Raw genomic sequence first — 13,805 nt, 5'->3', positions numbered from 1 at the left:
TTAATGGGCATAGTATTAAATCAGTCATTAAAAAATACCATAATTACTTATATTGGTTTTGGAATTGGAGCCATTAATACGTTGTATTTATATCCAATTTTTCTGGGAGCCACTTACTATGCTTTGACTAATTATATTCTTTCAGCTGCCAACGTGATTATGCCTTTGTTTGCAATCGGAATGCAAAATACACTGGTGAAATTTTATGCACAATACCAGACAGAGAAGGAACGTTCCCAGTTTTTATCATTTACGGTTTTATTTCCGTTACTGATGTGTATCCCATTGGCTATTATAGGTTTATTTTTCTTTGATGATATCTTAGCTTTCGTTTCAAAGAAAAATCCAGTTGTTAAAACATTTATTTTGCTGATTCCATTCACTGGTTTGTGTATGGCTTATTTCGAGATATTTTATGCATGGGCAAGAGTTCATATGCATTCTGTTTTTGGTAATTTCATAAAGGAAGTGGGCTTGCGTTTGTTTTCATTGATTACTTTAATAGGTGTGTATTATCATTGGATAACTGTAGTGCAGTTTGTTTATGTTACTGCGGGTATATATTTAGTAGCATTGATTGTTACCATGTTTTATGCTTTTTACATAAAAAGACCTGTTTTTCAATTTGTTATTCCGGAAAATGTAAAAGATATTTTGGTTTACACTTTTTATATTATTTTGTCGGGTAGTGTTGCCAATTTATTATTGGATGGAGACAAAATAATGTTAAACCAATATATGAAGATTGAAAACATCGCTTACTATTCGGTTGCTACATATATAGCTTTGGTTATTTCTGTTCCAAGTCGTGCCATGCATCAGATTGTCTATCCGATTACCGCAAAATTGATGCACGAAAATAAACATGATGAATTGAATGCATTGTATAAAAAAACGTCTATCAACTTGCAGATTGTAGGTGGTTTTGTAATGCTTTGTATTTTTGTTAATATCAATCAGTTATATGAATTAGTGCCAAAAGATTACAGTGGTGGAATTACGGTTGTGTTCATGATTGGTTTGTCTAAATATTTTGATTTGATACTGGGGAATAATAACGCGATTATTTTTAATTCAAAGTATTATAGAGCCGTATTGTTTTTGGGTGTTGGATTGGTGGTTTTGACAGTCGTATTAAACATGATTTTTATTCCACTATTTGGGATTATTGGTTCAGCATTTGCTACTTTATTATCCATCACTTGTTATAGTTTGGCCAAATTGCTTTTTGTTGTAAAACGAATGCATTTGTATCCGTTTACTAAACAAACATTGCATTCTATTGGAATAACGTTTGTGGTGTTTTTATTATTTTATTTTTGGAAGTTTCCAATAAATCCAATTATTGCCATTGGATTAAAATCCATTTTAGTAACTATCGTCTATGTATTTATCAATTATAAGTTTGTTGTTTCGCCAGAAATAAATCAAACTTTGGACAAAGTTCTTTTAAAAATCAGGAGGGAGAAATAGTTTTAATTGGAGATTTAGTCCATAAGTTTCTCTGTTTGATATATTTAAAATTTTGTCGCTTAGTTTTTTTTATATTTGTAAGTATAGTTTCTAATGTTAGATACTTTTTTATGAATTAATGGAAAACTTTTAGACGATGATGAATATTAAAACTACGCTACTGTATTTATTTCTTGGGTCTTCAATATTGTTGTTTTCCCAAACTCAAAAGAGCAGTAATTCAAACTTAGATAAAAGCAAAACGGGAAGTGTTATACTTTATCAAAATCTTCCCAGTTTAAAAGGTTATCCTATAGCTCCTTTTAGAGACACCTTATTTTTTGTCTATAATAGAATAGGATCTTTTAATGCCGAGAATCGTGCCAATGCCATTACCAGTAGAATAGTATTACTTTACAAAGATCCTTTTTTTAAGAAAGATTCATTACGGCTAAGTAAATCTGATTTCGGTGTCGATATTGTCTATAACAGCGATTTTGTTGTAATGTCGGTTACGGATCTTGACGGGAAAACAATCGGGACCAGTAATTTTGCTTTGGCACAAAGAAATCTTGCTATTATACAAAAGACCGTGCTTTTTCAAAAAGAGAATAATGCGGTGGAGAGTTTGTTAAAGCGTATTGGGCTTGTATTATTGCTTATTGGGCTGGTAATTGTAATCGTATTTGCCATCAATAAACTATTTAGATGGCTTCGACTTTTTCTTATTAAAAGACAGGATAAGTATTTTTCGGGATTAAAAATAAAGGGGTCTTATGTTTTTTCACCACAAAGACATTTAGAATTCGTTTTAAGGATTGTGACGATGGCTAGAATAGTCGTTTTGATTTTTACATTTTATATTTCTTTACCAGCTATTTTTAGTGTTTTTCCCGAAACAAAAGCCTACGCAAGCACTCTTTTGAAATGGATTTTTTCGCCAGCCAAAGCTGCGCTGATGGGGTTTCTTGATTTCTTACCCAATTTAATTTCCATACTTGTAATAGTAACATTGTTCCGTTATCTTTTGAAAGCTATTAAGTTTTTTGTCGATGAGATTCAGAAAGGTCAAATTAAAATTGAAGGCTTTTACAGTGATTGGGCAAAACCTACTTTTAACATCATAAAGGTCTTGATTTATGCTTTTATGATAGTCATTATTTTTCCATATTTGCCAGGGTCCAATTCACCTATATTTCAAGGGGTTTCTGTATTTGTTGGTATTTTGTTTTCATTGGGGTCTTCCAATGCAATTGCCAATATGGTAGCGGGATTGGTAATTACGTATATGCGCCCTTTTAAAATAGGTGATTTTATAAAAATAGGCGATGTAAGTGGTACGGTTGTTGAAAAAACGGCTTTGGTAACCCGCGTTCGTACATCAAAACACGAAGATATTACAATTCCCAATGCCACTGTTTTGTCAAGTTCCTCCATTAATTATTCGGCGAATATTGGTGAGAATGGCAATGGATTATTAATTCACACGAAAGTTACTATTGGTTATGACAGCTCATGGAAAGATGTTCATAAAGCGCTTATTGAGGCTGCTTTGAGAACCGATTTACTCGAAAAGGTTCCAGCTCCATTTGTGTTGCAAACCAGTTTAGATGATTTTTATGTTGAGTATGAAATAAACGCCTACACCAAACACCCCAATGAACAGCCTTTGGTTTATTCAAATTTGCACCAAAACATACAGGATTGTTTTAATGAGGCAGGTCTCGAAATAATGTCCCCACATTACAATTCGCATCGCGATGGAAACAGAACAACTATTCCAGATAATTATTTGGATAATGGATATAAGCCTTCTTCATTTAATATAAAAGTTAATAAGTAGTTTTTTTATTATAAATTTGTTAATTTAATACTATTTATTAAAAATATTTTGTACGTAAAATAATGTTTATTTTTTGTTAGGATTAAGTTCAACGAGTATTTTTGCAGTTTTATAAATAATTAGTTTTTAACTACTTGGATTTTAGTTGTTTATAAATTCGTTTTTTTAATATCACCAAAAGTGGGTATTGTATGCTTCTTATATGTAACCTAAATTTGCAATATTCACAAATATTTGGATAAATACTTGTTTAAATTAATACGCAGAAGATGAAAAATCATTTTGTTAATCAAGATAAATTAAATCTCTTTACGAAAATTATTTCTGATAAGATTCAAAATGGATTTGTAGTTGTAGAGCGTAATGACAAATTGCCTTTTACCATTTTATATAAAGAAGGCAAAAAAATAAATCATGGCCTCAATTTTTTGGTTTGCTGTATGACGTTTGGGATGTGGTCTTTGCCTTGGTTGTATTTAACACAAGTTACTTCCAAGGACAAGAAAGTGTTGATTGCAATTGATGAGGAAGGTAAGATTTTTGAAGAAAAATGTTATTTAGGTTAGTCCTTTTTTGTGTTATAATCGCTAATAGATTGCCACAGATTGATTGGGACGTACTTCGTTTTTGAAAATTATAGAATTGGATTAGTAAAAAATCTGTAAATCTGTGGCAATATATTAAGTTGCTTTTAGATTTAGGGTTGATTGAAAATAACGAGCAATTCTTCTGGAATAAATATATAAAGGGATAATGCATAAAAAGTCACCACAAATTATTAATTGTGTGTGGCTTTTTTGTATGACAGTATGAGTAGTTAGCTACCCATTATAGTTTTTCTTTTAAATATTTTGCTGTAATTGATTTTTTGTTTTTTACTATTTCTTCGGGAGTACCTACAGCGAGTAATAAGCCTCCGTTTTCGCCTCCTTCAGGACCTAAGTCAATAACCCAATCAGCACATTTTATTAAGTCAAGATTGTGCTCTATTACAAGTATAGAATGCCCTTTTTCGATTAGAGCATCAAAGGAAGCCATTAACTTTTTAATGTCATGAAAATGTAATCCTGTTGTAGGTTCATCAAAAACAAACAGTGCTTTTTCCTTGATAGTTCCTTTAACTAAAAAAGAAGCGAGTTTTATACGTTGTGCTTCTCCCCCAGAAAGTGTCGATGAGGATTGTCCTAATTGAACATATCCTAAACCTACATCTTGCAAAGGTTGCAGTTTTTGGGTGATTTTTGTTTGTTTGTTTTTTTCAAAGAAATTAATGGAATCATCAATGGTCATCGTCAAGATGTCATGAATGTTTTTGCCATCATAAGTGACTTCTAAAACTTCCTTTTTGAAACGTTTTCCGTTGCAGGTTTCACATGGTAATTGCACATCAGCCATGAAAACCATTTCGACATTTATTGATCCTTCGCCTTTGCAGGTTTCACATCTTCCACCATCGACATTAAAAGAGAAATGCTTGGCTTGATAGCCTCTTACTTTGGAAAGTTTTTCTTTGGCATACAATTCCCTAATATCGTCATAGGCTTTGATGTAGGTTACCGGATTGGAACGAGAACTTCGACCAATTGGATTTTGATCAACGTATTCAATGTGTTTTATCTGTGAAAAAGAACCTGAAAGCTCGCTAAACTGCCCCGCTTTTTCTCCTGCATTATCCAGTTTTTTCTGCATGGCAGGAAAAAGAATTTTTTTGACAAGCGTGCTTTTTCCACTACCCGAAACTCCAGTAATTACTGTTAGGACATCAAGTGGAAAAATAACATCTATATTCTGTAAATTGTTTTCTCTTGCCCCTTTTATTTCAATGAAATTTTTAAAAGGGCGTCGCTTTTTGGGTACTGTTATTTCAAGGTCTCCGTTCAAATATTTTGCGGTTAAAGAGCTTGATTTAAGTATTTCGTCATAAGTGCCTTGGGCAACCAGATTTCCTCCTAAAGTTCCTGCTTCTGGACCTATATCGATAATCATGTCCGCGGCTTTCATGATGTCTTCATCATGCTCCACGACGATTACGGTATTGCCAAGGTTGCGTAATGACAATAAAACTTTAATCAGGCGTTCCGTGTCTTTTGGGTGTAAACCTATACTTGGCTCATCCAGAATGTACATGGATCCGACAAGGCTGCTGCCCAGTGAAGTCGCCAAATTAATACGTTGGGATTCCCCTCCGGAAAGTGTTGATGAATTTCGGTTTAGAGTCAAATAATTCAAACCAACTTCGGTTAAAAAAGACAATCGATTATTGATTTCGATTAATAATCGTTGGGCAATTTGTTTTTCATATTCATCCAAATCAATATTTTTGAAAAATTCAACCAAGTGTTTGATTGGTAAATCCACTAAATCGGATACAGTTTTTCCATTGATTTTTACATACGAAGCTTCGATTCTCAAACGTTTCCCTTTGCAGACATGACATTTGGTTTTACCTCTGTAACGAGAAAGCATTACTCTGTTTTGAATTTTATAATTTTTCTCTTCTAGTTCTTTAAAGAAACTATTTAGCCCTTGAAAATATTTGTTTCCTGTCCAAATCAAGTCTTTTTGTTCTTCTGTAAGTTGGAAGTAAGGTTTGTGTATAGGAAAATCAAATTTATAGGCATTGTTTACCAATTCGTCTCGGAACCAGCCCATGCTTTCTCCTCGCCAAGGAAATATGGCGTTTTCAAAAATAGAAAGTGAAGTGTTTGGAACGACCAATTCAGCATCAATTCCTATAATATTTCCGTAGCCTTCACAAACGGGGCAAGCTCCATATGGATTATTGAAACTGAATAAATGCACATTGGGTTCCAGAAAAGTAATACCATCTAATTCGAAATTATTGGAAAAAGTAAATTTTTTATCTGAATTTAATTCCTGCAAATAGCAAATTCCTTTTCCTTCATAAAAGGCTGTTTGAACGGCATCTGATAATCGATTATAAAACTCTTCTTCATCTTTGACCACGATTCTGTCAATTATGAGTAAAATGTCTTTATGGTCTAAAGTATGTTGTTCTGCCGGGGTGAAATCATCCAAGCGGACCATTTCATTATTTACCAAAATCCTAGCAAATCCTTGTTGCAATAAGACTTTTAGTTTGTCTTCCAATTGTCTTCCTTCTTCAAGATGAATAGGCGCGAGGAGTAGCCATTTGCTGTCCAGTTCAAAGTTTTTTACTTCCGTAACTACATCAGTAACTGTGTTTTTTTTGACTTCTTGCCCTGAAATAGGGGAATAGGTTCTTCCAATTCGAGCAAATAATAATTTAATGTAATCGTATATTTCGGTTGAAGTTCCTACGGTTGAACGCGCATTGGTGGTATTTACCTTTTGTTCAATGGCTATAGCGGGCGCAATTCCTTTAATGTATTCCACTTTTGGTTTGTCCAATCGGCCCAAGAATTGTCTGGCATATGATGATAAACTTTCCACATAACGGCGTTGTCCTTCGGCATACAAAGTATCGAAAGCCAAACTGGATTTTCCAGAACCTGAAAGCCCTGTGATAACCACAAGTTTGTTTCTGGGGATAGCAACATCTACATTCTTTAAATTATGTACCTGTGCACCTTTTATAATGATGTTTTTCTTTGGATCGAGTTTGGAAATATCAATTGACATACTAAAAATGAATTTTCACAAAAGTACTCAATTTTGATGTGAGAATGCTCAAAGAATTATAATCAAAAATTGGTTTTTTGTAGATGAAAATTTAGTTTATACTTTCCAGTCAAATGTTGATGACAAAGAATCTTCGCAAGAATTTATTGTTGATTATAGTAAAGTTTATCAGTAAAAGATAAAGCAGGAGTTAAAGTTTTTATGTTTTAGCATAAATAAAGTATTCCATCCTGCAAGTTCTTTGGGGGCTTGTAGGTATAATCTTCCGCTCCTTTTAGATTGGTAGAATATTTTTTATATTCTATGTTTTTCGAATATGCCTTGTATAACGATGTATTGCAGAGGTTTATTGTTTTGATATCAGGTTATAATTGCCTTGTATGAATTGATTTAAAATGGAAAAAATAACATTTATTGATTTTTTTCTTGCTACTTTTGATAATTATTTGTTAAATTTGACAAATAATTAACCTAAATAACCTCCTTAAGCCTATAGTATAGAACTACTTTTTAGAAGATTCCCCAAAAACTAACTAATCTAAAAAGGAATTGCTATGGCAAATTTACAAAAATCAGATGCTTTACTAGTAAAGGATTATATGGCTGGCGACGAAAGTGCCTTGGCTATATTAATCAAAAGACATGAATCTAAAATTTATGGATTTATCTATTCTAAAGTAGCCGATAGAGAGGTTTCAAATGACATCTTTCAAGATACTTTCATCAAAGTTATTAAAACTTTGAAAACACAGTCTTATAACGAAGAAGGTAAGTTCTTACCTTGGATAATGAGAATTGCACACAATTTAATAATTGATTTTTATAGAAAATCAAAAAAAATGCCGCTCTTCAGAGAAACTGAAGATTTTTCAATTTTTTCTATAATGTCTGATGATTCCCTTACGGTTGAAAACCAAATTATTGCCGATCAAGTTGAAGTTGATATTCGTAGATTAGTTGAAGAGCTCCCTCTGGATCAAAAAGAAGTTTTGATGATGCGCATGTATCAAGATATGAGTTTTAAAGAAATTTCTGAAACTACTGGAGTGAGTATCAATACTGCCTTGGGTAGAATGCGATATGCCATAATGAATTTGAGAAAAATTATAGATAAACATCAAATTGTTTTGACAAATTGACAATAAATAGATAATTCTCCCGTTGTTATATAAAATAAAATTTATACTTCATATGGAAAAGAATTACTCTAAAGCATTAAAAATTTCTAAAAAAATGAAACCGGATAAAGAGGTGGTATCTTTATTATTAAATTACTCTAAAGCATTAAAAATAGTGAAAATAGAGGGTAAGGTTTTTGAAATTATAGCCAATTAATCGACTTATTGATAAGAAGATAATTCAAGTTTCACAATGCTGGCTTGAATAACAAATTTCACTAATTTCTTTTTATGAGATTAGTGAAATTTATTATTTATGACCTTTTTACTTTTTGGTAAATTCGCTCAAAACTGATTTTCGTCCGATCGTTTTAGTGATAATATCTTTCTCTAAATTCCAGCCTCTAGCAGGCGAATACTCACGTCCGTACCAAATAATTTGAAGGTGAAGATCATTCCATAATTCTTCCGGGAAAATGCGTTTGGCATCTTTTTCAGTTTGAACTACATTTTTTCCATTTGTCAAATTCCATCGGTACATCAATCGATGGATATGTGTATCAACTGGAAAAGCAGGTACTCCAAAGGCCTGAGACATTACCACACTGGCGGTTTTATGCCCTACAGCTGGCAATTCTTCCAAATATTCAAAACTTTGCGGTACTTGTCCATTGTGTTTCTCAATCAAAATTTGAGACAAACCATGAATTCCTTTAGATTTCATCGGTGATAATCCGCAAGGACGAATAATTTCCTTAATTTCTTCCACCGACATTTTAACCATATCATAGGGATTGTCTGCTTTGGCAAAAAGTAAAGGTGTAATTTGATTCACGCGCACATCCGTACATTGGGCGGAAAGTAAAACCGCAATCAGCAAAGTATATGGGTCTTTATGGTCTAGAGGAATTGGAATAGTAGGATATAGTTCATTTAACGTATTTATAACAAATGTTACGCGTTCCTGTTTGGTCATTTTGATTAGATTTGAATTGTAAAGAAAAGAAATTTCAATTGTAATGACAATAGCAAAATTCAATGGCAATGAGAAATCTATATTCTATAATCTAAAATTATAAAACATGACTACATTAAAAAAAGGAGATAAAGCACCTCAATTTTCAGGAGTAGACCAAGATGGCAAATCACATCAATTAGCTGATTATGCAGGAAAAAAGTTAGTGGTTTTCTTTTATCCAAAAGCTTCCACACCGGGTTGCACTACTGAGGCTTGTGATTTAAGAGATAATTTCGAGCGTTTTCAAGCCAATAATTATGCGCTTTTGGGTGTAAGTGCGGATAGTGCAAAGGCACAAGCCAAATTCAGAGATAAATACGAATTTCCTTTTCCGCTATTGGCAGATGAGGATAAGTCTGTAATCAATGCCTTTGGGGTTTGGGGCCCTAAAAAGTTTATGGGAAGAGAATATGATGGGATTCATAGAACTACCTTTGTAATTGATGAAAACGGAATCATTGACGAAGTAATTTCGGAAGTGAAAACCAAAGCTCATGCTGATCAGATATTGGGGTAATAGTAATTTTTTTAAATATCAAAAGTTGTCGTTTTGTCAAAATTTCTTGTGACTGCGTGAGTGATGGGAGCAAGTTACCTTGTAACGCGGACAGCACGACAGCGGTAGGGAAAGGGGGCGAATGAGCGATTCTATGAGTTGCCTCCTTTTCCTTATGGTGGCACGCCCAAATTATACATTAAGGGAATTAAAATTCCCTTTGAACCCAAAAAAAATCCAAGAAAAACAATCAGTCTTTCTTGGATTTTTTAATAAAGTTATTTCTCTTTTGAATAATGAAATCTTAATTACTGGCTTCTAAAAGCGAATTGGGATGATATCCGAAAAGACGTTTTTCTTTAATGATTTCAGGTACTCCTGTAGGTAACATTTCTTCCCAGCCTGGTTTTCCTGCACCAATCATTTTTAATACTTCACGAGAAAATACTTCTAATATCTCAGGATTGTAACCTTCGATGTCAACCACTTTCCCATTGAATTTGAAAAATTTGTATAATTCTTTCATTCTAGGATGAACTTTTAGGTTTTTGGAAGTTATGATTTCGCCTTCTTCACCTAACATAGGATATAGAAATACTTTCATATCGCGATAAAATAATTTTCCAAAGGCTTCCAGTATTCCTCCGCTCAAATGACGGTAATATTTCTCGTCAAAAATATCCACTAAGTTGTTGACTCCCATTGCAAGCCCCATTCTGGCTTTGGTGTAATTAGAAAAATATTCGACAACTTTATAATATTCCTGGAAATTGGATATCATTACGGTTTGTCCCAAAGAGCAAAGTAATTCGGCACGATCCATAAAGTCTCTTTCGTCAATTTCACCATCAGAACGTAAATTTGACAATGTAATTTCGAAAATCACCAAGGTGTTTTCTTTCTCAACTTTGTTTTCTTCCAAAAACATTTTTAAAGACTCTTTGTACATATCCATATTTACCTTGGTAACCGGACGGAAACTTCCTCTAAAAGCGAGAATGTTTTTCTTGTACAGTATAGCGGCCGGCAAAACGTTTATGCCTTCAGGATTGAACATTACCGCATCGGTCATGCCATTTTTTACTAATTGTAAACTCATCAATCGATTGTCTACATCAGCAAAACGGGGACCTGAGAAATTGATGGTGTCAATCTCCAGTTGGTCTTTGTCCAAGTGATCGTATAAGTATCTTAGTAATTTTTTAGGGTCATTGTATTTATAGAAGGCACCATAAATTAGATTTACTCCCAATACACCTAATGTTTCTTGCTGTAATCTGGAATCGGTTTCTTTGAAACGGATGTGGATGATAATTTCGTTGTAGTCTTCGGTTGGATCCAGTTGGTATCGAATTCCTACCCAACCATGGCCTTTAAATTGTTTTGCAAAATCTATTGTAGCAACTGTATTAGCATAACTGAAAAACATTTTGTTGGGATGTTTGGTTCTGCTCAATCTTTCTTCAATCAATTCACTTTCAAAAGTAAGCATTTTTTTAAGTCTGCTTTCGGTTACATAACGACCGTCTTCCTCAACCCCATAAACCGCATCACTAAAGTCTTTATCGTAAGCTGACATTGCTTTTGCGATTGTTCCTGATGATCCACCTGATCTAAAAAAATGTCTTACTGTTTCTTGACCAGCTCCAATTTCAGCAAAAGTTCCGTATATGTTTTCATTCAAATTGATACGAAGTGCTTTATCCTTTAAAGAAGGAATTTGCTCAATAACTTTGTCTCCTTTTAGTTTTATTTTGGCTTCCATTTTTTTTTGTTTAATTTGGGCAATTATGTTACAAAGTTAACTAATTCGGCTTCTAATGAAAGAGAAATTAATCCTATTTTTGTAAAAAAAACAACGCAATTGAAGGTATATTTTTTAGGTACAGGTACGTCTCAAGGAATTCCAATTATTGGAAGTGATCATGAAGTTTGTAAAAGCACTGATTTTAAGGATAAAAGACTCCGGGTTTCGGCGTGGATCTCGTGGGAAGACCATTCGTACGTTATCGATTGCGGACCCGATTTTAGGCAACAAATGTTGGCGTCCAATTGCAGGAAATTAGATGGTATTCTTTTTACGCATGAGCATGCTGATCATACAGCTGGTTTGGATGATATCCGCCCCTTCAATTTTAAGCAGGGAGAGATTCCTATTTATGCCCATAAACGGGTGCTCGTTAATATCGAGAAACGATTTGATTACATATTTGAAACAGTAAATAAATATCCTGGATCTCCCTCTGTAAAAAGAATTGAAATATTTAATAATGTTCCTTTTCCTATTGGTAACAAGCTGGCAATTCCAATAACTGTAATGCATGGTAGTCTTCAGGTTTTTGGATTTCGAATTGATGATTTTGCCTATTTAACGGATGTGAAGACTATTGAAGAAGCAGAAATAGATAAGTTGAGAGGTCTCAAGGTATTGGTGGTAAATGCTTTACGTGAGGAGCCTCATAATACACATTTTAATTTGCAGGAAGCCCTCGATTTTATAGCTTTGCTGAAACCTGAAAAAGCATATCTTACGCATATCAGTCATATGCTCGGTTTTCATGAAGTCGTTCAAAAAAGATTGCCAGATAATGTTTTCTTGGCTTATGATAATTTAGAAATTACTATTTAATTCTGTTTACTGATGAAAAAATCATTACTCCTTTACGCTTTAATTTTGTCTTTAGTTTTTAATATTTATACCTATATGTATTTAAGCAAGGAGGTAACTTTTGAGCAGGAAAAATATAAAAAAACCACAACCAAGTTAAAAGATAGTTTACAGTCTGTTACCAATAAATTGTCTGATGCCAATTATTTTTCATTGGAAAAGAATGAAAATGCCCAAAATTATTTTGAATCGGCCAAGTCGGATAAAATCAGAAATTTTGAGACCTTAATTCCTTACGTGACGGGACAGCTATTGGATTTGAATGCCAATCCAAAAGGGAATCCTTATACTGGACAAGTACAATTGGGAGGCACTAAGTTTTCGATTAATAAAGTAAAAGTGTTGAACCACCGTTGGATAATTGCTGATTTCAGCGATGGAGAATATTGGGGTGAAGTATTGTTGAAGTATTTTATCAACGAGGACGAAAGCGTTTCTTTTGAAGTAAATCAGTCTTTTTTATACCAAAAGTAAAAAGTTAGTATGCGTGGTCAGTTTTTTAGTGTTCAGTTGGTAACTGATTACTAAAAAACTGATGACTGAATGCTAATTCTCAACTAGCCAATTCTTGAAATCATAAAAGTTTTGTGGGGCAACTCCATGGCCTACAGGATATTCTTTGTAGGTGATTGCCACGCCTAATTTCTCTAAAAGTGCAGGTGTTTTTCTAGCCCAATCCACGGGAATTACTTGATCTACTGTTCCGTGGGATGCAAATATTTTTAGTTTGCTTAAGTCGTTTTTTAAGTAATCTTCGGAAACAATTTCTAAATTGACATAACCGCTCATCGCTACCACCTTGTTCACTTTTTCCGGATACGAAAGTGCCACTGCATAGCTCAAAATGGAACCCTGGCTGAAACCAATTAGATTTACATCATTGGTATCAATAGGATAATTCGCAACCAATTCATCAATAAAATTGGCAATTATATCTCTTGAAGTACGGGCTTGATCGTTATCTGAAAATTTATTTTGGTCAGCATCAAAATTAATGGCATACCAAGCATAACTTCCATATTGAAGATCATAAGGTGCGCGAGCAGAGATAATATAATATTCGTTTTGTAATTCACTTGCAAACGAAAATAAATCTGCTTCGTTACTGCCATATCCGTGAAGCAATAGTAATAATGGATTTTTGTCGAGAATCACTTTCGGTTCTCTTATTTTATATTCTAAGGATAGATTCATAAATCAGTTATCAGTTGTTGGTTTCAATCTAAAATCGTTAATCAGCAAGCTAAAATCTTAAATCAAGAAATGCTTTTAAGCCATTTCTGAAAGAACTCTCCAAGTAATGGAACTGGTTTTGTTTCACCTTTTATGGCGCTGAAAATACCATAAGTCCACAAAACAGAAACGAAAATCCACATAGGTGCAGAAATCATCAGACTGTCAAAATTGCTAATTATTAACCCTAAAGAAATAAAAGTAAGGGTAAGTCCTAGTCCTTGTCGAATATGGAAAGAAGCAAATTCGTTTTTGTCTTCACCACTATTCATTGACATGGCTATAAATACGCCAATTCCTAAAATATAACTGGTAATGGCTGCTGTTTTTCCAGCTTCAATATTGTTGTTCAT

13 protein-coding genes are annotated in these 13,805 nt (G+C 33.5%); 8 read left to right on the top strand and 5 right to left on the bottom strand.

Annotated features, from left to right (window positions below; genetic code table 11):
• Positions 1 to 3: 3 nt before the first annotated feature.
• The 3 genes from C8C85_RS02650 (at position 4) to C8C85_RS02640 (ending at position 3,861) form a co-directional block, all read left to right on the top strand.
• Positions 4 to 1,473 (top strand): oligosaccharide flippase family protein, encoded by a 1,470-nt coding sequence (locus C8C85_RS02650; RefSeq protein WP_116795690.1) that lies wholly within the window; start codon positions 4 to 6, stop codon positions 1,471 to 1,473.
• A gap of 136 nt (positions 1,474 to 1,609) precedes the next feature.
• Positions 1,610 to 3,295 (top strand): mechanosensitive ion channel family protein, encoded by a 1,686-nt coding sequence (locus C8C85_RS02645; RefSeq protein WP_243412033.1) that lies wholly within the window; start codon positions 1,610 to 1,612, stop codon positions 3,293 to 3,295.
• A 269-nt stretch (positions 3,296 to 3,564) separates the two neighbouring features.
• Positions 3,565 to 3,861, top strand: a complete 297-nt coding sequence (locus C8C85_RS02640; protein ID WP_116795689.1) for a hypothetical protein — start codon at positions 3,565 to 3,567, stop codon at positions 3,859 to 3,861.
• 262 nt (positions 3,862 to 4,123) lie between these two features.
• Here the strand turns inward: C8C85_RS02640 and uvrA are convergent, their stop codons facing one another.
• The gene (gene uvrA, locus C8C85_RS02635) at positions 4,124 to 6,919 is read right to left on the bottom strand and encodes an excinuclease ABC subunit UvrA (RefSeq protein ID WP_116795688.1); all 2,796 of its coding nucleotides are present in this window, start codon (positions 6,917 to 6,919) and stop codon (positions 4,124 to 4,126) included.
• Between the two features lie 554 nt (positions 6,920 to 7,473).
• Between uvrA and C8C85_RS02630 the strand changes: the two genes are divergently transcribed.
• Positions 7,474 to 8,058 (top strand): RNA polymerase sigma factor, encoded by a 585-nt coding sequence (locus C8C85_RS02630; RefSeq protein WP_116795687.1) that lies wholly within the window; start codon positions 7,474 to 7,476, stop codon positions 8,056 to 8,058.
• 52 nt (positions 8,059 to 8,110) lie between these two features.
• Positions 8,111 to 8,254 (top strand): hypothetical protein, encoded by a 144-nt coding sequence (locus tag C8C85_RS18400; protein ID WP_165818085.1) that lies wholly within the window; start codon positions 8,111 to 8,113, stop codon positions 8,252 to 8,254.
• Between the two features lie 108 nt (positions 8,255 to 8,362).
• On the opposite strand, the gene C8C85_RS02625 is transcribed toward C8C85_RS18400, so the two are convergent.
• Entirely contained in the window at positions 8,363 to 9,013 is a 651-nt protein-coding gene (locus C8C85_RS02625; protein ID WP_116798348.1) for an endonuclease III domain-containing protein, read from the bottom strand.
• Between the two features lie 106 nt (positions 9,014 to 9,119).
• On the opposite strand from C8C85_RS02625, the gene bcp reads away from it, so the two are divergent.
• Positions 9,120 to 9,572 carry a thioredoxin-dependent thiol peroxidase gene (gene bcp / locus C8C85_RS02620; protein WP_116795686.1) on the top strand — a complete coding sequence of 151 codons (453 nt, stop codon included), beginning with the start codon at positions 9,120 to 9,122 and terminating at the stop codon, positions 9,570 to 9,572.
• Positions 9,573 to 9,855: 283 nt separating this feature from the next.
• Here the strand turns inward: bcp and C8C85_RS02615 are convergent, their stop codons facing one another.
• On the bottom strand, positions 9,856 to 11,316 hold the full coding sequence (locus C8C85_RS02615; RefSeq protein WP_116795685.1) for a TonB-dependent receptor: 1,461 nt from the start codon (positions 11,314 to 11,316) through the stop codon (positions 9,856 to 9,858).
• 99 nt (positions 11,317 to 11,415) lie between these two features.
• On the opposite strand from C8C85_RS02615, the gene C8C85_RS02610 reads away from it, so the two are divergent.
• Together C8C85_RS02610 and C8C85_RS02605 are read left to right on the top strand one after the other, a co-directional pair.
• The gene (locus C8C85_RS02610) at positions 11,416 to 12,180 is read left to right on the top strand and encodes an MBL fold metallo-hydrolase (RefSeq protein ID WP_116798347.1); all 765 of its coding nucleotides are present in this window, start codon (positions 11,416 to 11,418) and stop codon (positions 12,178 to 12,180) included.
• 12 nt (positions 12,181 to 12,192) lie between these two features.
• A complete protein-coding gene (locus tag C8C85_RS02605) occupies positions 12,193 to 12,693 on the top strand; it encodes a hypothetical protein (protein ID WP_116795684.1) in 501 nt (166 codons plus the stop codon).
• Positions 12,694 to 12,765: 72 nt separating this feature from the next.
• Here the strand turns inward: C8C85_RS02605 and C8C85_RS02600 are convergent, their stop codons facing one another.
• On the bottom strand, positions 12,766 to 13,413 hold the full coding sequence (locus tag C8C85_RS02600) for an alpha/beta hydrolase (protein ID WP_116795683.1): 648 nt from the start codon (positions 13,411 to 13,413) through the stop codon (positions 12,766 to 12,768).
• A gap of 62 nt (positions 13,414 to 13,475) precedes the next feature.
• On the bottom strand, positions 13,476 to 13,805 hold the full coding sequence (locus C8C85_RS02595; protein ID WP_116795682.1) for a hypothetical protein: 330 nt from the start codon (positions 13,803 to 13,805) through the stop codon (positions 13,476 to 13,478).

This window comes from Flavobacterium sp. 103 (assembly GCF_003096795.1).
GTDB lineage: Bacteria > Bacteroidota > Bacteroidia > Flavobacteriales > Flavobacteriaceae > Flavobacterium.
Note: the sequence above shows the minus strand (reverse complement) of the source record. Positions and strands in the feature narration are given on the sequence as shown.